26 protein-coding genes are annotated in these 21,315 nt (G+C 71.3%); 14 read left to right on the forward strand and 12 right to left on the reverse strand.

Features of this window, described 5'->3' with window-relative positions; all coding sequences use genetic code 11:
• The first annotated feature begins 238 nt into the window (after window positions 1-238).
• A complete protein-coding gene (locus AMK29_RS02570; RefSeq protein ID WP_073806956.1) occupies window positions 239-640 on the forward strand; it encodes a transglycosylase SLT domain-containing protein in 402 nt (133 codons plus the stop codon).
• Window positions 641-885: 245 nt separating this feature from the next.
• Here the strand turns inward: AMK29_RS02570 and AMK29_RS02575 are convergent, their stop codons facing one another.
• Entirely contained in the window at window positions 886-2,064 is a 1,179-nt protein-coding gene (locus tag AMK29_RS02575; RefSeq protein WP_073806957.1) for a steroid 3-ketoacyl-CoA thiolase, read from the reverse strand.
• 247 nt (window positions 2,065-2,311) lie between these two features.
• On the opposite strand from AMK29_RS02575, the gene AMK29_RS02580 reads away from it, so the two are divergent.
• The 3 genes from AMK29_RS02580 (at window position 2,312) to AMK29_RS02590 (ending at window position 5,480) form a co-directional block, all read left to right on the forward strand.
• Window positions 2,312-3,559, forward strand: coding sequence for a cytochrome P450 (locus tag AMK29_RS02580; protein ID WP_073806958.1), 1,248 nt, complete (start codon window positions 2,312-2,314; stop codon window positions 3,557-3,559).
• 158 nt (window positions 3,560-3,717) lie between these two features.
• Window positions 3,718-4,815 carry a DUF2330 domain-containing protein gene (locus tag AMK29_RS02585; RefSeq protein ID WP_073806959.1) on the forward strand — a complete coding sequence of 366 codons (1,098 nt, stop codon included), beginning with the start codon at window positions 3,718-3,720 and terminating at the stop codon, window positions 4,813-4,815.
• On the forward strand, window positions 4,812-5,480 hold the full coding sequence (locus tag AMK29_RS02590) for an O-methyltransferase (RefSeq protein ID WP_073806960.1): 669 nt from the start codon (window positions 4,812-4,814) through the stop codon (window positions 5,478-5,480). Before AMK29_RS02585 ends, AMK29_RS02590 begins: the two co-directional genes overlap by 4 nt.
• 79 nt (window positions 5,481-5,559) lie before the next feature.
• Here AMK29_RS02590 and AMK29_RS02595 read toward each other — a convergent pair whose 3' ends face one another.
• Entirely contained in the window at window positions 5,560-6,717 is a 1,158-nt protein-coding gene (locus AMK29_RS02595) for a serpin family protein (RefSeq protein ID WP_073806961.1), read from the reverse strand.
• 12 nt (window positions 6,718-6,729) lie between these two features.
• On the opposite strand from AMK29_RS02595, the gene AMK29_RS02600 reads away from it, so the two are divergent.
• Together AMK29_RS02600 and AMK29_RS02605 are read left to right on the forward strand one after the other, a co-directional pair.
• Complete coding sequence (locus AMK29_RS02600; protein WP_073806962.1) at window positions 6,730-7,056, forward strand: antibiotic biosynthesis monooxygenase family protein; 327 nt, start codon at window positions 6,730-6,732, stop codon at window positions 7,054-7,056.
• A 43-nt stretch (window positions 7,057-7,099) separates the two neighbouring features.
• Window positions 7,100-7,585, forward strand: a complete 486-nt coding sequence (locus AMK29_RS02605; RefSeq protein WP_073806963.1) for a GNAT family N-acetyltransferase — start codon at window positions 7,100-7,102, stop codon at window positions 7,583-7,585.
• 121 nt (window positions 7,586-7,706) lie between these two features.
• Here the strand turns inward: AMK29_RS02605 and AMK29_RS02610 are convergent, their stop codons facing one another.
• The gene (locus AMK29_RS02610) at window positions 7,707-9,776 is read right to left on the reverse strand and encodes an MDR family MFS transporter (protein ID WP_073806964.1); all 2,070 of its coding nucleotides are present in this window, start codon (window positions 9,774-9,776) and stop codon (window positions 7,707-7,709) included.
• Window positions 9,777-9,947: 171 nt separating this feature from the next.
• Here AMK29_RS02610 and AMK29_RS02615 point away from each other — a divergent pair, with 171 nt between their 5' ends.
• The 5 genes from AMK29_RS02615 (at window position 9,948) to AMK29_RS02635 (ending at window position 14,576) form a co-directional block, all read left to right on the forward strand.
• Window positions 9,948-11,192, forward strand: a complete 1,245-nt coding sequence (locus tag AMK29_RS02615; RefSeq protein ID WP_107422504.1) for a peptidoglycan-binding domain-containing protein — start codon at window positions 9,948-9,950, stop codon at window positions 11,190-11,192.
• 175 nt (window positions 11,193-11,367) lie between these two features.
• On the forward strand, window positions 11,368-12,039 hold the full coding sequence (locus AMK29_RS02620) for an HAD-IA family hydrolase (protein ID WP_073806966.1): 672 nt from the start codon (window positions 11,368-11,370) through the stop codon (window positions 12,037-12,039).
• Between the two features lie 282 nt (window positions 12,040-12,321).
• The gene (locus tag AMK29_RS02625) at window positions 12,322-12,966 is read left to right on the forward strand and encodes an HNH endonuclease family protein (RefSeq protein WP_198942181.1); all 645 of its coding nucleotides are present in this window, start codon (window positions 12,322-12,324) and stop codon (window positions 12,964-12,966) included.
• 158 nt (window positions 12,967-13,124) lie between these two features.
• Window positions 13,125-13,625, forward strand: a complete 501-nt coding sequence (locus AMK29_RS02630) for a DoxX family protein (protein WP_073806968.1) — start codon at window positions 13,125-13,127, stop codon at window positions 13,623-13,625.
• Between the two features lie 321 nt (window positions 13,626-13,946).
• Window positions 13,947-14,576, forward strand: a complete 630-nt coding sequence (locus AMK29_RS02635; RefSeq protein WP_443334043.1) for a DedA family protein — start codon at window positions 13,947-13,949, stop codon at window positions 14,574-14,576.
• On the opposite strand, the gene AMK29_RS02640 is transcribed toward AMK29_RS02635, so the two are convergent.
• Together AMK29_RS02640 and AMK29_RS02645 are read right to left on the reverse strand one after the other, a co-directional pair.
• Window positions 14,536-14,796 carry a DUF2277 domain-containing protein gene (locus AMK29_RS02640; protein ID WP_073806969.1) on the reverse strand — a complete coding sequence of 87 codons (261 nt, stop codon included), beginning with the start codon at window positions 14,794-14,796 and terminating at the stop codon, window positions 14,536-14,538. The two genes, AMK29_RS02635 and AMK29_RS02640, sit on opposite strands and share 41 nt — an antisense overlap.
• 59 nt (window positions 14,797-14,855) lie before the next feature.
• Window positions 14,856-15,080 (reverse strand): hypothetical protein, encoded by a 225-nt coding sequence (locus AMK29_RS02645; RefSeq protein WP_073806970.1) that lies wholly within the window; start codon window positions 15,078-15,080, stop codon window positions 14,856-14,858.
• A gap of 187 nt (window positions 15,081-15,267) precedes the next feature.
• Between AMK29_RS02645 and AMK29_RS02650 the strand changes: the two genes are divergently transcribed.
• On the forward strand, window positions 15,268-16,026 hold the full coding sequence (locus tag AMK29_RS02650) for a GntR family transcriptional regulator (protein ID WP_073806971.1): 759 nt from the start codon (window positions 15,268-15,270) through the stop codon (window positions 16,024-16,026).
• A gap of 184 nt (window positions 16,027-16,210) precedes the next feature.
• Complete coding sequence (locus AMK29_RS02655; protein WP_073806972.1) at window positions 16,211-16,660, forward strand: lamin tail domain-containing protein; 450 nt, start codon at window positions 16,211-16,213, stop codon at window positions 16,658-16,660.
• Between the two features lie 54 nt (window positions 16,661-16,714).
• Here AMK29_RS02655 and AMK29_RS02660 read toward each other — a convergent pair whose 3' ends face one another.
• The 5 genes from AMK29_RS02660 to AMK29_RS02680 all read right to left on the reverse strand — a co-directional run bounded on the left by AMK29_RS02660 (window position 16,715) and on the right by AMK29_RS02680 (window position 19,376).
• Window positions 16,715-17,254 (reverse strand): DUF4231 domain-containing protein, encoded by a 540-nt coding sequence (locus tag AMK29_RS02660; protein WP_241845074.1) that lies wholly within the window; start codon window positions 17,252-17,254, stop codon window positions 16,715-16,717.
• 208 nt (window positions 17,255-17,462) lie between these two features.
• Window positions 17,463-17,870, reverse strand: a complete 408-nt coding sequence (locus AMK29_RS02665) for a hypothetical protein (RefSeq protein WP_073808218.1) — start codon at window positions 17,868-17,870, stop codon at window positions 17,463-17,465.
• 208 nt (window positions 17,871-18,078) lie between these two features.
• Window positions 18,079-18,303, reverse strand: coding sequence for a hypothetical protein (locus AMK29_RS02670; protein WP_143202879.1), 225 nt, complete (start codon window positions 18,301-18,303; stop codon window positions 18,079-18,081).
• A 36-nt stretch (window positions 18,304-18,339) separates the two neighbouring features.
• Window positions 18,340-18,681, reverse strand: a complete 342-nt coding sequence (locus AMK29_RS02675) for a hypothetical protein (RefSeq protein ID WP_073806975.1) — start codon at window positions 18,679-18,681, stop codon at window positions 18,340-18,342.
• A gap of 275 nt (window positions 18,682-18,956) precedes the next feature.
• Entirely contained in the window at window positions 18,957-19,376 is a 420-nt protein-coding gene (locus AMK29_RS02680) for a DUF6578 domain-containing protein (RefSeq protein ID WP_073806976.1), read from the reverse strand.
• 126 nt (window positions 19,377-19,502) lie between these two features.
• Here AMK29_RS02680 and AMK29_RS02685 point away from each other — a divergent pair, with 126 nt between their 5' ends.
• Window positions 19,503-20,036 carry an SMI1/KNR4 family protein gene (locus AMK29_RS02685; RefSeq protein WP_073806977.1) on the forward strand — a complete coding sequence of 178 codons (534 nt, stop codon included), beginning with the start codon at window positions 19,503-19,505 and terminating at the stop codon, window positions 20,034-20,036.
• A gap of 42 nt (window positions 20,037-20,078) precedes the next feature.
• Here the strand turns inward: AMK29_RS02685 and AMK29_RS02690 are convergent, their stop codons facing one another.
• Together AMK29_RS02690 and AMK29_RS02695 are read right to left on the reverse strand one after the other, a co-directional pair.
• Window positions 20,079-20,318, reverse strand: a complete 240-nt coding sequence (locus AMK29_RS02690) for a hypothetical protein (RefSeq protein ID WP_073806978.1) — start codon at window positions 20,316-20,318, stop codon at window positions 20,079-20,081.
• Between the two features lie 179 nt (window positions 20,319-20,497).
• Window positions 20,498-21,262, reverse strand: coding sequence for a GntR family transcriptional regulator (locus AMK29_RS02695; protein WP_073806979.1), 765 nt, complete (start codon window positions 21,260-21,262; stop codon window positions 20,498-20,500).
• Between the last annotated feature and the right edge of the window lie 53 nt (window positions 21,263-21,315).

Raw genomic sequence — 21,315 nt, forward strand, 5'->3', positions numbered from 1 at the left:
GGAAAGCCCACAGACCCACCCCTCGGGACCTTCCTCTCGGGTCCGAACCTTCCTCGTACAGGGGGTCGTTGCATCGGGGTTCCAGCCCTGCTTGTCTGGTGGACGTCGCCAGGCAGCCGGTGCTCACCGCAGCGCCTCGGACGGCCGGTTCCCCCCAGTCCCCGGGTTCCCCGGGCTCTGGTTCCGGCTTGCCGAAAACGCCTGACACGCCCCTTGTCCCCGACGTTAGGTCGAAACCTTGTTCCGCTCGCTCACCACTCGTGTCTCCGCCCGCAACAAGTCCCTCGCCGCCACCGCAGCCGTGCTGCTGGGCGCCTCGGGTGCGGTGCTCGGCACGACGGGCTCGGCTTCCGCCGCCAGCCCGCAGGAGCTTGCCCGCGAGATCGTCCCCGCCTCGCAGTACGCGTCCTTCAGCAAGATCGTCGAGCACGAGTCGCACTGGAACCACACCGCGACCAACTCCTCCAGCGGCGCCTACGGCCTGGTCCAGGCACTGCCGGCCTCGAAGATGTCCTCGGCCGGTTCCGACTGGAAGACCAACCCCGCCACCCAGATCAAGTGGGGTCTCGACTACATGAACGAGCGCTACGGCTCCCCGAACGCCGCCTGGGCGTTCTGGCAGGCCAACGGCTGGTACTAAGAGTCACCGCCGGACAGCCGCGCCAAGCCCGGCCCCCGCGACACCGTCGCGACGAGCCGAGCTCCCCGCAAGGCCCCGCCTCCCGTAAGGGAGGGCGGGGCCTGCGGCGTTTCCGGGGCGGTGAGGGCGGCGGACCGTTCCGGCGTGACCGGTCCGCCGGACCGGTCACGCCGGAACGTCGGCGACGGCCGCTACAGCCGCCGGAACCGCCGGAACCGCTACAACCGCTACAACCGCTACAACCGCTACAACCGCTGGATGATCGTCCCGGTCGCCACCGCGCCGCCCGCGCACATCGTGATGAGCGCGAACTCCTTGTCCGCGCGCTCCAGCTCATGCAGGGCCGTCGTGATGAGGCGGGCCCCGGTCGCGCCGACGGGGTGGCCGAGGGCGATGGCGCCCCCGTTGACGTTGACCTTCTCCAGGCCGTCCAGGTCACGCTCGAAGACCTGCGCCCAGCTCAGCACCACCGAGGCGAAGGCCTCGTTGATCTCGACGAGGTCGATGTCCCTGAGTGACATCCCGGCCTTGCCGAGCACCGCGCGCGTGGCGTCGATCGGCCCGTCGAGGTGGAAGTGCGGGTCGGCGCCGACGAGGGCCTGGGCGACGATCCGGGCGCGGGGACGCAGCTTGAGGGCGCGGGCCATGCGCTTGGAGGCCCACATCAGCGCGGCGGCGCCGTCGGAGATCTGCGAGGAGTTGCCGGCGGTGTGGACGGCGGTCGGCATGACGGGCTTGAGGCGGGCGAGGCCCTCCATGGAGGTGTCGCGCAGCCCTTCGTCCCGGTCGACGAGCCGCCACATGCCCTGTCCGGCGGCCTGTTCCTCCTCGGTGGTGGGGACCTGGACGGCGAAGGTCTCGCGCTTGAAGCGCTCCTCGGCCCAGGCGTTCGCGGCCCGCTCCTGGGAGAGGAGCCCGAGGGAGTCGACGCGTTCGCGGGTGAGGCCGCGGTGGCGGGCGATGCGTTCGGCGGCCTCGAACTGGTTGGGGAGGTCGACGTTCCACTCGTCGGGGAAGGGCTTGCCGGGCCCGTGCTTGGAGCCGGAGCCGAGCGGCACGCGGGACATGGCCTCGACGCCGCAGCTGATCCCGACGTCGATGACGCCGGCCGCGATCATGTTGGCGACCATGTGGCTCGCCTGCTGCGAGGAGCCGCACTGGCAGTCGACGGTGGTGGCGGCCGTCTCGTAGGGGAGGCCCATGGTGAGCCAGGCGGTGCGCGCGGGGTTCATGGACTGTTCGCCGGCGTGGGTGACCGTACCGCCGACGATCTGCTCGACGCAGTCGGCGTGGATGCCGGTGCGGCCGAGGAGTTCGCGGTAGGTCTCGCCCAGGAGGTAGGCGGGGTGGAGGTTGGCGAGCGCGCCTCCGCGCTTGCCGATGGGGGTGCGTACGGCTTCGACGATGACGGGTTCCGCGGCCATGAGCTCGTCCTCTCCTCGACCGGACGGGGCGTCCCGGCAGCCCGTCGGTCGGCGTCACGGGGAACTAGTACGCGTTCTAGTTCTCCGTGCAGTCTTATGACTGCTACCGCCGGTACGCAAGGGTCCGGGACGCAACAGTTCCCGCCCCGCCCCTTGCTACTTGTAGAACTCGTTACTAACTTTCCCGACAGCTCCTGACGGTCCATCAGATCCCTTGACGTCTCCTCAGATGTGGAGTGTGCTGCCGATGCCCTGCCCCCATCTCCCCGAAGGCTTCGACGCCACCGACCCCGATCTGCTCCGCGACCGCGTCCCCCTCCCGGAGTTCGCCCGGCTGCGGCGGACGGCGCCCGTCTGGTGGTGCCCCCAGCCGCCCGGCGTCACCGGCTTCGAGGACGACGGGTACTGGGCCGTCACGCGCCACGCGGACGTCAAGTACGTCTCCACCCACCCCGAACTGTTCTCCTCGAACGAGAACACGGCCGTCATCCGCTTCAACGAGCACATCACCCGGGACCAGATCGAGGTCCAGAAACTGATCATGCTCAACATGGACCCGCCCGAGCACACCCGCGTCCGCCAGATCGTCCAACGCGGCTTCACCCCCCGCGCGATCCGGAACCTGGAGACCGCCCTGCGCGACCGCGCCCACGCCATCGTCGACGAGGCGAAGCGCGGCGCGGACGCCGACGGCACCTTCGACTTCGTCACCAGGGTCGCCGTCGAACTCCCCCTCCAGGCCATCGCCGAACTCATCGGCGTCCCCCAGGAGGACCGCTCCCGCATCTTCGACTGGTCGAACAAGATGGTCGCGTACGACGACCCCGAGTACGCCATCACCGAGGAGATCGGCGCCGAGGCCGCCATGGAACTCATCGGCTACGCGATGAACATGGCCGCCGCGCGCAAGGAATGTCCCGCCGCCGACATCGTCAGCCAACTCGTCGCCGCCGAGGGCCAGGGCAACCTCTCCTCCGACGAGTTCGGCTTCTTCGTCCTGCTGCTGGCCGTCGCCGGCAACGAGACCACCCGCAACGCCATCAGCCACGGCATGCACGCCTTCCTCACCCACCCCGACGAGTGGGAGCGCTTCAAGCGCGATCGGCCGGCCACCACCGCCGAGGAGATCGTGCGCTGGGCGACCCCCGTGGTCTCCTTCCAGCGGACCGCGACCCAGGACACCGAACTCGGCGGGCAGAAGATCGCCAAGGGCGACCGGATCGGCCTCTTCTACTCCTCCGCCAACAACGACCCCGAGGTCTTCACCGACCCCGAGCGCTTCGACATCACCCGCGACCCCAACCCCCACCTCGGCTTCGGCGGCGGCGGACCGCACTTCTGCCTCGGCAAGTCCCTCGCGATCAAGGAGATCGACCTGATCTTCAACGCGGTCGCGGACGCCCTGCCCGACCTCACCCTCGTCGGCGAGCCCCGCCGACTGCGGGCGGCCTGGCTGAACGGCGTCAAGGAACTCCGCGTCCGCACCGCGACCTGATCCGCGCCGCCACCTGATCCACACCGCGCCCTGCCTCACCGCCACCGGATCCACACCGCGCCCTGCCGCACCGCCACCGGATCAACACCGCGCCCTGCCGCACCGCCACCCGATCCACCGCCCGGAACCGCATCCGCGCCGGGCACGTCCCACCCGGCATGCGGGGGACCCACAGAATCCTGACCACCATCGCCGCGCTGCTCGCGCTCCAACTCGGCTCGCTCGTCGCGCCGGCGTACGCCTGCGGCTGCGGCGCCATGATCCCGTCCAGGTCCGAACGCATCGGCGTGGACCGGGAGGAGTCCGCCGTCCGCTGGGACGGACGCACCGAGACCGTCGTCATGCGCTTCCGCGTCCACGGCAACGCCCGGCACGCCGCCTGGATCATGCCCGTGCCGAGCCGGGCCGGCGTCACCCTCGGCGACCCGGGACTCTTCGACGCCCTCGAACGGCTCACCGAGCCCGAGCAGCGGGACCGCTTCCACTTCTGGCCGCGCGACGGCGACTGGCCGTTCGACCGCGACCACGGCGACGGGGCCGGAGCCCCGCCGCCCGGGGCGGGCGGTGTCGGCGTCGTCGGCCGCGAGCGGCTCGGGCCCTTCGACGTCGCCCGGCTGACCGCCACCGACCCCGAGGCCCTCGGCACCTGGCTGCGGACCAACGGCTTCGAGCTGCCCGACCGGCTGACCGGCGCCCTCCGGCCGTACGTGGACCGGAAGTGGGAGTACGTCGCCGTCCGCCTCGCGCCCCAGCGGAAGGACGCCGTCCTCCAGGGCGAGCTGACGCCGCTGCGCATCACCTTCGCCACCCCCGAACTCGTCTACCCCATGCGGCTCTCCCGCCTCGCGGCGACCGCCCAGACGCTCGGGCTCTACATCCTGGCCGACCACCGGATGGAGCCCCGCTCCCCCATCGGCGGCGACCGCCCGGAGGTGACCTTCGCCGGCCGGATCGAGCGGCCCGAGGGCGCCGTCGCCGGGCTCGCCGGGGAGCGGCCGGTCCATCTGACGGTCCTGGAGCAGGAGTTCCCGAACCCGGCCCGCATCGACGACGACCACCATCTGCGGGTCGTCGCCGACACCCCGTACCGCCGGGTCGAGTACACCGACCGGCTCCTGACCGTCGCCGGCGGCATCCCGGTGTGGCTCCTCACGGTGGGCGGCGGCCTGCTGCTCGCGGTGGTCACGGCGCTGCTGCTCGTCCGCGCGGCACGGCGTCGCCCCGCGGTGGACACCGGTGTACGTTCGGTGACATGACGAACCCTCAGTGGAACGCGGTCGACGAGTACTTCAGCCGGACGATCGCACCGGCCGACGACGCGCTCACGGCCGCGCTCGCCGCCTCCACGGCGGCCGGCCTGCCCGAGATCGCCGTCGCGCCGAACCAGGGAAAGCTGCTCCATCTGCTCGCCGGGATGCAGGGCGCCCGGAACATCCTGGAGATCGGCACCCTCGGCGGCTACAGCACGATCTGGCTGGCCCGCGCCCTGCCGGCCGACGGCCGCCTGATCACCCTGGAGTACGACCCCGCCCACGCGGACGTCGCCCGCGCCAACATCGCCCGCGCCGGCCTCGACAAGATCGTCGAGGTGCGCACGGGCGCCGCCCTGGACAGCCTGCCGGTCCTGGAGGCGGAGGGCGCGGGCCCGTTCGACCTGGTCTTCATCGACGCGGACAAGGTCAACAACCCGCGCTACGTGGAGTGGGCCCTGAAGCTCTCGCGGCCCGGCACCGTGATCATCGTCGACAACGTGGTGCGCGGCGGAAGGATCACCACCGCGCAGCCGGACGACCCGGCGATCACCGGCACCCGCGAGCTGTTCGACCTCGTCGCCCGCGAACCCCGCCTGGACGCGACCGCCCTCCAGACGGTCGGCACGAAGGGCTACGACGGCCTGCTCCTGGCCCGCGTGATCGGCTGACGGGCGCGCACGGCCGCGGAGCCACCCGCGCGTGGCCGGCTGACGGCTTCCTCGGCCGACCGCGCGAACCGCCGCGCGGTCAGCCGGCCGCCCGCCCCCCGCCCCGCCGCCAGCCCACGAACAGCGGCACCTCGCCCGTGCGGTCGAGGACGACCACCCCGAAGGGCCGGTCGAAGGCGATGCGCTCCACCACCTGGCGGGGCCGGGCGGCGCTGCGGGTCATCGTGACCTGGGTGACGGCCGCGGCCTCCACCCCCTCCTCGACGACCTCGACCACCGCCTCCTGCACGACCTTGTCGATGTACAGGTCCGCCGCGGAAAGCCCCGAGAACTCGGCCCCGGGCCCCAGTGCCCGGGTGACGCCGAGCGCGGCCAGGTGCGCGTTCGCGTCGGTCTTCGTACGGAGGGTGAACCGCGGCAGGGCGAGGTCGGCGGAGCCGGCGGCGAGCGGCCGCCGCTCAGGGGGCGCGGCCCAGGCGGCCGGCACCACGTCGGCGGGCCCGGCCCCCGGTGCGCCGAGCACGAACCGTACGCGGACGCCCCCGTCCCCCGCGCAGGGAAGCTCGACGACGGTGGCCCCGCCCACGTACCAGGCCCACCCGGCCGGGATCCGCTGCCGCATGGTCGGTACGGGCCGGGTGACGCCGTCCCCGTCGGTGAAGGGCTCGTCGCGGGTGAGGTGCACGGGGAAGGCGGTCAGCCAGGGCGCCTTGAGGGCGAGGGCGTTGAGCAGGACGAGGTCCTCGGACCCGTCGAGCCCGAGCGGCAGCCGCTCGACGCGCCCACCGGTGGCGGCCCGTACCCAGGCGTCCAGTTCGGCCTGGGTGTCGGGGAGTTCACCGAAGGACATGTCGTCCGTCGCCCCGAAGACGTCATCGGGCAGCGCGAACGCGACCGCTCCGGGCAGCAGCCCGAACGTCACGTCGGGCAGCCCCCGCTTGAACGCGTCGAGCACCGGCACCGTGCTCCACACCCCGGTCGCGACCCCGACCGCGCCCGTCCCGCCGATCCACCGCCCGACCCGGGTCACGGCCTCACCCGCCGCCTCGCCCTCGACCCCGAGCAGGCCCCGCAGCTCGTCGGCGGTCGCACCCCGCGCCCCGGAGGCGACGGCCCCGAGCGCCAGCCACAGCCCCACGGGCGAGACGACGAAGTCCCCGTCCCCCAGGCAGGGCAACCAGCGAACCGCGAGGGCCCGCACCGCGTCGGCCCCGAGGTCGGTCGGGCTCTGGGTCATATCCTGGCCTCCATGAGCATCGTGAAGATCAACGTCCTGACCGTCCCGGCCGAGCAGCGCGAGGTGCTCGAACAGCGGTTCGCGTCGCGGGCCGGGGCCGTCGAGGGCTCCGACGGGTTCGAGTGGTTCGAGCTGCTGCGCCCCGTGGAGGGCACCGACCAGTACCTGGTGTACACCCGGTGGCGCAGTGAGGAGGACTTCCAGGCGTGGATGAACGGTTCCATGAAGGCCGCGCACCAGGGCGGCGGTGAGGGAGGCGGCGAGCGGCCGAAGCCCGCCGCCTCCGGGTCCACGCTGTGGTCCTTCGAGGTCGTCCAGCAGGCGTCGCCCAAGAGCTGACCCGAAGAAACCGGGCTGCGTCCCTCGCCGTGCGCGCCGCACAATGGCGCGCATGACCTGGACCTTCATCCCCGAGCGCGTCGACACCCCGGACGCGACCTCCCTGCGCCGCGACTACTACGACGACGTCGCGAGCCGCTACTGGAAGCGCCCCGCGACCGAGGCGGAGATCGACGCGGGGCTGGCGGACGACGGGGTCGAGCGGCTGACCCCGCCGACCGGCCGGTTCCTCGTCGCGCGGTACGAGGGGAAGGCGGCCGGCTGCGGCGGAGTGGTGCTGCTCGACGGGGAGCGCGCCGAGCTGACCAGGGTGTTCCTGCGTCACGCCTTTCGCGGCCTCGGCGGCGCAGGCCTCCTCATGGACCGGCTTGAGGACGCGGCCCGTGCGCTCGGCGCGCGCCGGATGGTCCTCAACACTCGCCTGGACCTGGTCGAGGCGCGCGCCCTGTACACCCGGCACGGGTACGCGGAGATCCCGGCGTACTGCACGGGTCCGTACATGGACGTCTGGTACGGCAAGGAACTCTGACCTGCCCCCGGCCGCCCCGGCCCTGGGCCGTCAGCGTTTCCACCCGCCGGTGCTGAGCTGTCGTCATGCGGGGCTGAGACGGCACGGTCGGGCCTTCTCCAGGCGTGGCGAACGGCGCCGGTCAGGTGTGGTGGTCGCCGGGCGGATCCTGGGTGTGCGGCCGTTCCCCGTCCGAGCCGCAGAGTTCCGCCGTCAGTTCCTCCACGAGCTGGACGAGGTCGGTGGGCCGGTCCGGTCCCCACCAGTCGCCGAGGAGTTCGGCGAGGGACTCCTCCCGCGCCTTGGCCAGCTTCGTCGCCGCCTGGACGCCCTCCTCGGTGAGGATCAGCTGGAGCCCCTCCCGCGTGACCAGACGCCGTTCCTCCACCTGCCGGGACGCCTCCGTGATCGCCCGCAGCGGTACCGGCACGGTCTCGGCGAGCCGGGCGGGTTCGACGGTCCCGTGGCGGCGGACCCGGAGCAGCAGCCAGCTCGCGGCGGGCAGCAGGTCGAGGCCGGCGCGGGCGGTGATCTTCTCGTATATCGCCTTGCGTCCCGCGCGGGAGCCGAGGACGGACAGGGCGCGGGCGCACTCGTCGTGCGAGGAGCGTTCGACGGGGTTGGAGGCCAGTGTCTGGCTGGTGTCGGGCGCGGTGACCGAGACCCGCAGCTTGTCCTCCTTGAGGAACCAGGCGACGACGAAGGCGACGAGGACGACGGGCGCCGCGTACAGGAAGACGTCCGTGATGGAGGTGGCGTACGCGTGGAGGACGGAGGGGCGGAGCGCGGCCGGCAGTTCGGTGAGGGTGCGCGGGTCGGCGGCGATCCGGTCGGGGCCGGTGCCGGGCGGCAGCTGCTGTCCGGAGGCGGCGGCTCCGGCGAAGACCTCGTCGAGCTTGTGGGTGAGCCTGCTGGTGAAGATCGTGCCGAAGACGGCGACGCCGAAGGACGCTCCGATGGAACGGAAGAAGGTGGCCCCGGAGGTGGCGACGCCGAGGTCCTCGTACGAGACGGCGTTCTGCACGACCAGGACGAGGACCTGCATGACGAGGCCGAGTCCGGCACCGAAGACGAAGAAGGAGACGCTCATCGCCCAGGTGGAGCTGGTCTCCGTGAGCTCGTTGAGCAGGAGCAGCCCGAGGCCGGTGAGGCCGGTGCCGGTGATCGGGAAGACCTTCCAGCGGCCCGTACGGGAGACGATCTGGCCGGAGGCGGTCGAGGTGATCAGCATGCCGGCGACCATCGGCAGCATGTGGACGCCGGACATGGTCGGGGTGACGCCCTGGACGACTTGGAGGAACGTCGGCAGGTAGGTCATGGCGCCGAACATCGCGAAGCCGACGACGAAGCTGATGACCGAGACCAGGGTGAAGGTCCGGATCCTGAACAGCTTGAGCGGCAGCACGGGCTCGACCGCCCGCCGTTCGACTTGGACGAACCAGACGAGGAGTACGGCTCCGAGGACGGCGAGGCCGATGATCTGCGCCGATCCCCACGCCCACGTGGTGCCGCCGAGGGAGGCCACGAGGACCAGGCAGGTGGCGACGGAGGCGATGAGGAAGGTGCCGAGGTAGTCGATGGTGTGCCGGGTCGGACGCACCGGGATGTGCAGCACGGCCGCGATCACGAACAGGGCGACGATCCCGATCGGCAGGTTGATGTAGAACACCCAGCGCCAGGAGAGGTGCTGGGTGAAGAGCCCGCCGAGCAGCGGGCCGAGGACGCTGGTGGTGCCGAAGACGGCGCCGAAGAGGCCCTGGTACTTGCCGCGCTCGCGGGGCGACACGAGGTCGCCGACGATCGCCATGGACAGCACCATGAGGCCGCCGCCGCCGACGCCCTGCACCGCGCGGAAGCCGATGAGCTGCGGCATGTTCTGGGCGATGCCGCAGAGGGCGGAGCCGATGAGGAAGAGGACGATGGCCGCCTGGAAGAGTTTCTTGCGCCCGTACTGGTCGCCGAGCTTGCCCCACAGGGGGGTCGCGGCGGTGGACGCCAGCATGTAGGCGGTGACCACCCAGGAGAGGTGCTCCATGCCGCCGAGCTCGCTCACGATGGTCGGCAGCGCGGTCGAGACGATGGTCTGGTCGAGCGCGGCGAGGAGCATCCCGAGGAGCAGCGCGCCGATCGCGACGAGGACGGTGCGGTGGCTCTGCCCCTCCCCGGGCATGGGGGCGCCGCCGAGCTGGGAGGTGCTTGCTTCCTGGGCCATGGGCGTCTCCTCGGGCGTCTCGTCGGGCGTCCCTCCGGACGGCCCATGGGACGGCGTCTCCATCCTGGTCCGAATGTCCGGTTATGGCCTCCGGAGGGGCACGGCCGTTCGCCCACAGGAAGGGGGTGGGCTGCATAATCGCTCGCAGTTGTATCGGGGAGGGGACCCATCATGACCGGACACATCTGTCCTGAATGCGGTGTACACAGACCTGGCTGCGCCTGCGCCCGGGCGGAACTCGCGGCGGCCGAGGACTTCGATCCGCTCCGGATCAGGCCGTACGTGACGCTGGACTCCCCGGAGGACGCGCCGGGCCCGGTGCCCGAGCGGCCGGCTTCGCCGTACGCGGCCGAGGATCCGCCGACCTCTTCGCCGTACGACGCCGAGGATCCGCCGACCGCGCGGTTGGCGGCGATCCGGCCGGACGACGGTGCCGTGGGGGCGCCGGGGGCGGGTTCGTACCAGCCGGCCGGGCGTCCCGCGGCTGGGCAGCCCATGCCTGGGCAGCAGCCGTCAGACCCGTACCCCGCCGGGCATCAGTCCGGGCAGCATCCGTCGGGCCCGCACCGCGCCGGGAACCAGTCCGGGCAGCATCCGTCCGGGCAGCAGCCCTCGGGCCCGCACCCCGCCGGTGACCACATCTCCGGGCAGCGCCCCTCGGACCCGTACCCCGCCGGCGGCTCCGCCGGTGACCCCTCCGAGACCATGCCGCTGCTGCTGCGCGGCGTCGGCGACGTGCCGCCGCTCGGCCAGGAGCGGGAGCGGGGCCGTGGGCGCAGGCGGGGCCTGGTGGTCGCGGCGGTGGCCGCAGTCGCCGTGGCGGGCACGGCTGCCCTGGCGGCGGCCGTGCTGGGCGGCGGGGACGAGGCCGAGGACCGGGCGGCCGTGCCCGAGGTGACCACGAGCGCGTCCCTGAACCTCGCCGTCTCCGAGGAGCCGTCCCCGACCCCGTCCTCCTCGTCCGCGAGCCCGGAGCCGACCTCGTCCTCCCCCACCCCGCGCATGACGTCCGCGTCGCCGACGCCCACCCCGTCCGCGACCCCCACCACCGCGTCGCCCAGCGCCTCGCCGAGCCCCACGGGCGCCGGGGCCCCGCCGGCGTCCCCCTCCACGTCGGCGCCGACGACCGCGCCGACGCCGACGGCACCGACCACGGCGCCCCCGCCGACGGAGTCCCCGGACGAGGAGGAGGCGCCGACGCTGAGCCTCGGCTCCACCGGGTCCGAGGTGCGGGAGCTCCAGCGGCGGCTGACGGCCGTGTGGGTCTACCGCGGCCGCATCGACGGGAAGTACGACGAGGACGTCCGGGACGCGGTGGCCCTCTACCAGGTCTGGCTGTACATCCAGGGAGACCCGGAGGGCGTGTACGGCTCCGAGACGCGCCGGACGCTGGAGCAGAACACCCCCGACATCTGAGCCGCGCGGCAGGCGGGCCGACGGGGAACGGCCCCGCTCCGATCCCGGCATGCGGACCGGCTGGCCAAGACCGCCCTCGGTTTTGTATCGTACAAAAACAAAGTGGCCCCGCCCGCAACCCCTGACCGGTGGGCGGGACCGCTTCGTTCTCCGCGCCACCCCCTCTGGAGACCCGATGGCTGCCACCACCCCGGCAACGCTCACCGCCCGCGCCCTCCTCCTCGACATGGACGGCACCCTCGTCAACTCGGACGCCGTCGTCGAGCGCTGCTGGCGGCGCTGGGCGGAGCGACAGGGCCTCGACCCGGCCGCCGTCCTCCAGGTGGTCCACGGCCGCCAGGGGTACGCGACGATGGCCCTCCTGCTCCCGGACCGGCCGATGGAGGAGAACTACGCCGACAACCGGGTCATGCTCGCCGAGGAGACGGCCGACCTCGACGGCGTCGCGCCCGTCCCCGGCGCCCCTGCCTTCATGGCCGCGCTCGCGGAGCTGCCGCACGCCCTGGTGACCTCGGCGAACGAGGCACTCGCGCGGGCACGGATGAGCGCGGCGGCACTGCCGATGCCGGAGACCCGGGTCACCGCCGAGTGCGTCGGGGCCAGCAAGCCGGACCCCGAGGGCTTCCTCAAGGGCGCGGCCGAGCTGGGCTTCCACCCCGCGGACTGTGTCGTCTTCGAGGACTCCGAGGCCGGCATCCAGGCGGGCCGCGCGGCCGGCATGCGCGTCGTGGGCGTGGGCCCGCGCGCGGCGGCCCTCGCGCCGGACCTGCACGTCACGGACCTCACGCACCTGCGGGTCGAGCGAGCCGCCGACGGTTCGATCCTCCTGACGACGGTCCTCCCGTAGGTTCTTCCGCAGGACGGACCCCACCTCACCACTTCCGCACGACGGACCCCGGGCCGGGAACGGCCCGGGGTCTCGTCGTGCGTGAACCTCAGCAGGCCGGGCGGAACCTGGCACTCCATCAGGCACGTCACACCCCTTGATGTGACGTGTCCATGTCGTCACTCTGTTACCTGGCGCACCCCCCAGCGACATCTCGCGCCGCGACGATGACCGGGCCATCGCCCGGCACCCCCACGGGGACGCCACCCACCGTCCCCCCACCTCAAGGGAGATCACATGCCCATCGGCACGATCTACGCGCGTCGATTCGCGGTCCTCGCCACCTCCGCCGCCCTCACCGTCACCGGCCTCCTGGCCACCGCCCCGGCCGCCCAGGCCGCCATGCCCACCCCCGTCAGCGCCGCCACGGCCCGCAGCTACCTGGCCGCGCTCACCGTGAAGGCGGAAGGTTCCTCCACCGGCTACAGCCGGGACCTGTTCCCGCACTGGATCACCCAGTCCGGCGCCTGCAACACCCGCGAGACCGTCCTCAAGCGCGACGGCGTGAACGTCGTCACCGACTCCAGCTGTGCCTCCATCAGCGGCAGCTGGTACTCCGAGTACGACGGCGCCACCTGGACCGTCGCCTCCGACCTCGACATCGACCACGTCGTCGCCCTCTCGGAGGCCTGGCGCTCGGGCGCCAACTCCTGGACCACCTCGCAGCGCCAGGCCTTCGCGAACGACCTGACCCGACCGCAGCTCATCGCCGTGACGGACAACGTCAACCAGGCGAAGGGCGACCTCGACCCGGCGGAGTGGATGCCCTCCAGGACCGCCTACCGCTGCACGTACGCCCGCGCGTGGGTGCACGTGAAGCACCACTGGAACCTCAGCGTCGACTCCGCCGAGAAGAGCGCGCTCCAGTCCGTCCTCAACGGCTGCTGAAACGTATCGCCCTGACGCCACGTCGACGCCGGCCACCGGGGAGCGAACCTCGCCCCCCGCTCCTCGGTGGCCGAATGTTGAACTTGCAAGTACTACTGAGGGGTGCCTAACCTACGGCCTCATCGGTTTCCGTCCCCACAGGCCGAAGGAGTCCCCCCATGACCGACCACCCGACCACCCGCAGCGGCGCGGGCAGAAGCCTCGCCTACCGCCTCGACCAGACCCGGCCGTACGCGATCGGCCTCTTCCGCATCGTCATAGGCCTGCTCTTCGCCTGCCACGGCGCCGCCTCGCTCTTCGGCGTCCTCGGTGGCAACACCGCCCCGGCAGGCACGTGGCCGGTCTGGTACGCCGCCGTGATCCAGCTCGTCGCCGGTGGCCTGGTCCTGGCGGGTCTGGGTACCCGGAGCGCCGCGTTCCTCGCCTCGGGTTCGATGGCGTACGCGTACTTCACGACCCACCAGCCGGAGGCCCTCTTCCCGCTGCAGAACGGCGGCGAGGCCTCGGCCCTGTTCTGCTGGTCCTTCCTTCTGCTCGTGTTCACGGGCCCGGGCGCCCTGGCCGTCGACCGGCTCTTCGGGACCCGCGGCGGCGCGAGCGCGGCGACGGGCGGGACGAGCAAGGAGCGCGAGGAGCAGGGCGCACCGGTCAGGGCCTGACCACTCGCCGTACGGCCCGCACGAGCTGTGTGAAGCCCTACGGGGTCGCGCGGAGCCGTACGCCATACAGGAAGGGGCCGGAACGCGCAGCGCGCGTTCCGGCCTTTTCGCATACGTCACGGCGCCGGCGTGCCCGCGGGGCCCAGCGGACGCTCCAGCGGGGCAAACCCGGCAGGGACCCGGCGATCACCCCGGCATCGACGCGGCACCCACCCGCCCGGCGGCCCGGCACCCACCCGGCAAGCGCCCGCCACCCGCCCGGCAAAGGGCCTGGCACCCACCCGGCAGGCGGGCCGCGGCGCCCGCGTAGGCTCTGGCCCTGTGAATCTGCTCGACAGCCTGGGATCGCTGCGGTCGCTCACCGCCGGTCCTTGGATCTACCCGGTGGTGGCGACGTCGATCCTGCTCGACGTCTTCCTGCCCGTGCTGCCGAGCGGCTTCCTGGTGATCACCGCCGCCACGGCGGCGGCGACGGCGACCGCGGCCACCCCCGACGTACCGTCACTGCTCCCCCTGCTCCTCTGCGCGGCCACGGCCTCGGTCCTCGGCGACTTCCTCGCGTACCGGCTCGCGAGGCGGGGCGGGGCCAGGCTGGACCGGGCGATCGCCCGGTCGCGGAGCCTGTCCGTCGCGCAGGAACGTCTCGGCACGGCCCTGACGCGGGGCGGGGGCCTGCTCGTGGTCCTGGCGCGCTTCGCCCCGGCGGGCCGGTCCGTGGTCTCGCTCGGCGCGGGCGCGGCGAAGCGGCGGGTGGAGGAGTTCCTGCCGTGGTCGGCGCTCGCGGGCGTGACCTGGGCCTCGTACAGCGTGGGGCTCGGCTGGCTCGGCGGTCAGTGGCTGGGCGCGACCTGGTTCAGCGCGGGGGTGTCGACCCTCGCACTGTTCCTCGCGGGTGGTCTCGCCGCCTATCTCATACGGCGTCCGGCTGCGGCTCCCGCTCCTGCCTCCTGACCGCGGGGTGCGCCCCGCGCACCTCCAGGCCGTCGAGGAGTCTCGCGGTCGCGTCGGCGATCTCGTCGACGGCCCGCTCGAAGACCTCGCGGTTGTGGGCGGCGGGGGCTCGGAACCCGGAGACCTTGCGGACGTACTGCAGGGCGGCGGCGCGGATGTCGTCCTCGGTCGCCTCCTCGGGCAGCACGGGCGGTCGGAGAGTCTTGATGCTGCGGCACATGCCTCCAGTGTGGCGCGCGCCACTGACAACCGCCCCGAGGCGCCCGGTTCCCGCAGGCGTCAGGCCCCGAGCCCCCGGCGGCTACGCGCGTTGATCTCGGCGGCGCGGGCCCGCAGCTCACGGAGAGGCGTGGCGAGCTGTACGTCGGCGGGCTCGGCCTCCCACTCGCCGGCGCCGTGGACGGCCCTGATCAGAAAGCGCCCGGAGACGCTCTCCACGTAGAAACCGACCCGTCCGGTGGCGGTGTCGCGGACGAGGTCACCGACCTCGGGCAGTGGCTGCACGTGTCCCTCCGTCCCGGTCCCCGAAGCATGGGGACACCCAGAGAAGCCCGGAGCACCGGCCCTGTCAACGTATCTCTAGAGATGTCCCCCGATGGATGGATCGCCCGGGCGGGGCGGCGTACACGTGTGCACCCTGGCCTCGGGGTGCGCCGTAGGGTGTCCCGCAGATGAAGGGAGTGGTCCACCCGTGACTGACCAGGACAGCGTTCGTCGTCCCAAGTACCAGCGCATCGCTGATGAGTTGAGAACAGCGATCCAGTCGGGCGCCTTCGCGCCGGGCGACCGGCTCCCCGGCGAGAACGACCTCATGACGACGTACGCGGTGGCCCGGATGACGGCGCGCCAGGCGCTGTCCGTGCTGCGCGGCGAGGGTCTGGCGGAGGCCCGTAAGGGCGCCGGGGTCTTCGTCCGCGTCTTCCGGCCGCTGCGTCGCCGGGGCATTCCCCGGCTGTCCGGCGAGCAGTGGGGCAGCGGGCGCTCGGTCTGGGCGGCGGACGTGGAGGACCGGGACCTGGTCGTCGACCAGATCGAGGTGGGCGAGACGGAGGCCGGCGCGCGGGTCGCGGGGGCGCTGAACCTGTCGCCGGGCGCGCCCGTCTGCGTCCGTAGCCGCCGCTTCGTCCTGGACGCCAAGCCGGTGCTGCTCTCCGTGTCGTACCTGTCCGCCGAGCTGGTGCGCGGGACGCCGATCACCGAGCCGGACACGGGGCCGGGCGGGACCTATGCGCGGCTCGGCGAGCTGGGGCACCGGCCGGTGCGGTTCCGTGAGGAGATCCGCTCCCGGATGCCGACGGCGGACGAGTCGGAGCGGTTGGCGCTCGAGTTCGGGACGCCGGTGGTCCTCATCGGGAGGACGGCGTACACGGGGCAGGGGGCGGCGGTGGAGCTCAACGAGATGACGCTGGACGCGTCGGCGTACGTCCTGGAGTACGACTTCGACGCGTGACCTCGAAGCGCAGCGCGGCCCCCCAGGTGCAGCCCTCGCCAAGCAGACGCGCCGAACATCGGACAAGCTTAAATTACCTCTGGCCACATCCCGTCAAATTGTGCGGACGACGTGAAGGGCGTGCGTATTCTGTGTGCGCGTCGGGGCCCATCGGCGGGCGCCCGGCAGAAACTGAGGGACATTCATGCTTCGCGCACGCACGTTCGCGGCCGTGACCGCGGCCGCCGCCTCCGGCATCCTGCTGCTGCCCACCCAGGCGCAGGCCGCCGGCTCGGTGCACCTGTACAAGATCTACTACGACAGCCCCGGCACGGACCGCCGCTCGAACGCGAGCCTCAACTCCGAGTACGTCCAGATACGCAACACGACCGGCGCGGCGGTCAACCTGCGCGGGTGGACGCTCACGGACGCGGCGAACCACAAGTACACGTTCGGCAACTACGTCCTCGGCAAGGGCAAGATCGTGACGGTCCGCACGGGCCGCGGCACGAACACCGCCGCGAACGTCTACCAGAACCGTGGCGCGTACGTCTGGAACAACGACCGTGACACGGCGACGCTGAAGAAGTCGAACGGCACGCGGGTCGACGTCTGCTCGTACAACTCCACGCGGGTCGACTACAAGTGGTGCTGACCCCGCGCCGCACCTGACGCGGGACGGGCCTCGGGGGATCCCCGGGGCCCGCTGCTAGTCCGGGCTCGCCTCGGGCGACACGCGGGGGGACGGGATCCCGTGCTGCTGCACGTCGGCGCCGACCTGTCCGCCGAGGGTCATGACGTTCAGGGTCGCGGAGTTCTCGTTGGCGATGGCCCTCTCGACCCGGGCGACGAGCGTCGAGAACGCCTCCCGCTTCTGAAGGCCTTGATACGGACCCACCTTGGCCTCGAAGTAGACCCGCTCGTGCCCGAGGAGCTGCTCGGTCGACCGGTAGTTCTTCCACTGCTCCCGGTACCGGTAGACGCTCTCCAGCGACACGGCGGCGACGACGATCACGCTCAGAACGGTGGCCGTGACCCGCGCGAAGCCCAGATCGAGATTCACGAACACCGGCACGAGCGCCGCACCGACGACGGACACGGTCCGCATCCGCAGATGCATCGCCTTCATCCGCGTCGCCTTGGCGTCGTACCACTCCTGATACTGCGACAGCCGCGTCTCGACGTACCGCTGCGCCGTCATCTCCCCACCGAGCACCCCACCCCCGGGCGCGTCCCCCACCTCAACCATGCGGCGAGTACACCGGCCTTGTGGATCCCCCGTCAACTCGCCCCGGAGCCAAGAGCACGCCGAGCCGCCCACCCTGGCCTCGGTGAGCGCCCAGAGATCACTATGCCGTTCGTACGGCGTGAGCAGCCCGGCCTTACCCTCCGGTTCCACTGCCAGGCGGTGCCACCGCACACCGCGTCAGACCGCCGTCCACCGCCGGGGAAGCCGGTCACCAGTCGCGCCACGCGTCCGTGATCTCGGCTCGATCGATACCTCTCCTCGCCGCCAGAGCAGCCACGTCCACTCCATGCTCGCCCAAAGTGAGATCGATGTACGCGCAGAGCTGCTCCCGCTCTTCGGTGCAGAATCCGGCGCCGCCGTGGTCGACGTCCTCGTCGACAGAATTGAGCGCGAGGACAACCCTCTCGACCGTCCCGAAGATCTCTTCGTCGGAGGGCTCCACCAGCGCACACACCTCCGCCTCGAACGCCTCCAGCACTGAGTCCGTCGCCCTCAGCAAGGATTCGGGGTACATCTCGGCCACGCCGGCACACTCGGGCCCCAGGATTCCGGCCTCGACGTCGCGGGCCACCTCCGCCATCCACGTACGCCAGTTCTCAGAGGGTCTGTTCGCCATGCCGAGAAGGTAAGCCGGAGCACTGACAACCCGACTCGGCTGCACGGCCCTGCTCGGGCCCGCCGAGGGCATCGCTCGAACCCGCGCCTCACGCACCGTCGGCCCCGCCGTGGTTCTCCCCACGTCGCGAAGAACGCCAGCCTCCACGACGCCCGCCACGACACGGCGACGCTCCGCCCCGCGTTGGGGTGGCGACTCTTGGACACCGTCAGGTCACCGTCCCGTGATCAGCTGTCCAGCGAAGGACAGCGTCATGGACCTCCGCCTGGGTAGCTGATCGCGTCCGGTGGCGCTCGGCGGTTGTGCCTGTTCTGTGTTCCACCAGGTAGGTGGTGTCATCGGCGAGCAGGACCTGGAGGAAGCAGTCACCTTCGTCGTGACCGGTCAGTCGCTGGAGCAGCAGGTGCTGTCCCTTCGCCAGTCCGGTGAGCATCGTCTCGATGGCGGGGGCATCGGGGTCGCACACCATTCATCCGCCAGCGGCCAGCGCGACAAGCCTCACGGGCTCGAGTCCCTGCCTCCGTTGCCCCTCCTGGAGCCACTCCTTCTCCTGGGCGGTCAGGACAGACGGCGGAACCGGGGGGCCGTCGGGGTTGTAGACGGCTATCGGGTCATCCGGATCGGACCATGACCCCACCGTCCACAGACGGTAGACGTGCACACCGCCCCGGGCCAGCCGTACCGAGAGCGTTACCGGCGCGGGAGGACCCGGGATGCGGCGCCCCACGTCCTCTCCGTACGGGCCGCCGTGGAAGACGGCGTGCATCCAGCCCTTCGGCGGGGTCCCGGTCGTATCGAAGACGTCCTCCACCGTTTCCCCCGACCATGGACGTTGACGTCAGATGCGGATGTCAAAGGCCCCCAGTCAAGATCGACTGGGGGCCTTTTCCCTGGTGGGCGCGGACGGTTTCGAACCGCCGACATCTGCTTTGTAAGCCTGGCACCCGCAGGCTGATCCGTCATCGCAGCTCACCGGCTCTGTGCGCTACGAGGGCTGTCACAAGCTGTGGGTACCGCAGCGATCCTCCAGTGACCGTGGTTGACCGTTCGATCTGGCACGCATCTGGCACGCGTCCGCAGGCTCCTTCATTGACCGCGAGCTGCCGCGCCTTCCGGCAGGCCTGTGACACGCCGGGCGGTCACCAAGTAGCCCGCGAACCTGAGATCCGGCCCGGCCTTCGCCCACCCGTCCGCCTTCTCAACCGGTACCAGTACGGTCGTGCCCGGAACGGGGTAGTTCACCTTGTCTGCGGCGCCCAGGGGTACCCCGTAACGGCAGTGCACCTCGACGATCGACACCACTTCCACCGAGGTGGGCGCGTGCCCCTCCTCCTGGCCGTGATGCTCCTCGCAAAAGTCGATCTCAGCCGCACGTTCGCTACCGACGACGTCGGCGTAGTCCTCCGGATCGACCTCCAGCAAGGTCCACGAGACAACATCTCCTGGCGCGAAGCTCTCTCCACAGCACTGGATCTGCCAGTCATCGACCCAAATCGTCAGCGTCATGACCCCATTGTCCGCCGCGGGCGGCTGCTCACAGCTGCTTTTACAGGCCTCCCACGAACGCCCACGTGCACAGCCGGTGAGGCCAGTTGCCTCGTGGGCCTCCCGAGCGGTCACTAATCTGTTCGCATGATCCCGAACGAAGACCGTCAGTTTCCCGCTGCGCTCGCCGCTGCCATGGCGGTCCGGCTCGACTGCATAGGCAAGGACGGCGTCGACTTCGAGCCCTACGAGTCCTTCCTGACTACCGAAGAGACCACGGATTGGCTCCGTGCATGGACGGGGAACAGCGACCTGACCGGCGATGACTTCCGCGTCTTCGGCCAGGACGGCACCGGCGGGAACGTCGCCTTCTGGCTTATCCGCCCCGGCCAAGACCTGGCAGAGCAGCCCGTTGTCTTCATGGGCTCCGAAGGAGAGACCGGAGTCGTCGCCCGCGACTTGGGCGCCTTCCTATGGCTGCTGGCTGACGGCTTCGGCCCGTGGGAAGCGGCCGCCTTCTACGAGCCCGAACCCGACTGGGCTCCGCGGCTCAACGAGGACCTAGCAGCCATCGCGGAGCAGCACGCTCCGGCCTGCCGCGCGTCGGCAGCAACGATCGTCGCGCAGGCCACACAAGAGTTCCCCGACTTCGACGACACCATCATGGGACTGTGCCGCTGAGCCCAGCCCCCACGGGGCCGGACAGCACAACCGCCGGCATCGTCACGTGCTGCGGGTCTGAGACTGCTCCAAGCCCTCCATAACCGCGTTATGAAAGGCGAGCTCGTCGGACCGGCAGGGCGCGGCGAAGAACATCCTTTGCGCTTCGACGAGCCCACATCCCACGACCTGCATGGTGACCCTGACGGCGTCCACCCCGTCACAGCCGCGCTCCTTCAAGAACGCCTGCAAGGCTGTGCCGTCATGGGACTCCACCCAGACGGGTTCCGCTGCCTCGGCCATGCTGGCTATCCGCGCCCTACGTGCTGCGTCGATCACGGTGCCTCGCAACGATCATCGGTCTTGCCCGAATCTGGTGCTGGTACGGGTGCGGGCAACGGAAACTCCCGGCCAATCGTCGCCCGATCGCCCGTCTTTGCAGCACCGGGATTGCAGCCGGCCCGACGATACTTCGAGCCGGGCTACGCCTGCTGCTGATTAATGGGGACCTCGTAGACGATCTCGCACAGGGCGGCTGGGACGACGATGTCCGCCGTCTCCACGGGCCGCCCCTGATCGCTGTAGTACGTCCGCCGGATGTGTGTGACGAGTCCGGCCTTCTGAATCCCAAGAAGCGACGCTTCCTCGGCGGTCGCCTGCCGCGGCTCGGGCTGCTCCACTGCGTGGCTGATGGTGACGCCGATCTGGGCCATCCGGTTCACGACACCGGCCCCGGCGTGAGGCCCGCCCTCGGGAAGGACGATGAGCGTCCCACCGGTGAGGTCGTACGGCTCCCAGCTCGTCGACAACTGCACGGGCCGCCCGTCGGCGAGGAACTCGTACACGGTCCGGACGCACAGCTCGCCCTCCCCGATCCCGAGCCGCGCAGCGATCTCGGCCGACGCGGGTACCTTGGCATCCGTCCGGCTCTCCCAGCCGCCATTCCGTCCCACGGCCTTCATGTCGGCCCGGAACGGCGACCCGTCCGGCTGCTCGCGCGCCGCAGACCGAACCATCCGCACCCGCCGCCGAGGCTCGGCCACGTAGGCCCCGGACCCGGCCCGTCCCTCCAGCACACCTTGGGAGATCAGCAGCTCCTGGGCCCGGCGAACGACGTTCTCACCCACCCCGCACTCTTGGCCGATCTGGGCCCGAGAGGGTAGCCGGTCTCCTGGAGTCCACTCGTGCTCCGCGATCCGCCGCCGCAGTTCGTCGGCGATGCGGAGATAAGGCGGCTGCTCAGACATATGGAAAATCTAGTCCACTAGCTCTAATCTAGTTAACTAGCTTCACTGAAAGT

It is taken from the genome of Streptomyces sp. CB02261 (assembly GCF_001905665.1).
Taxonomy (GTDB): domain Bacteria; phylum Actinomycetota; class Actinomycetes; order Streptomycetales; family Streptomycetaceae; genus Streptomyces.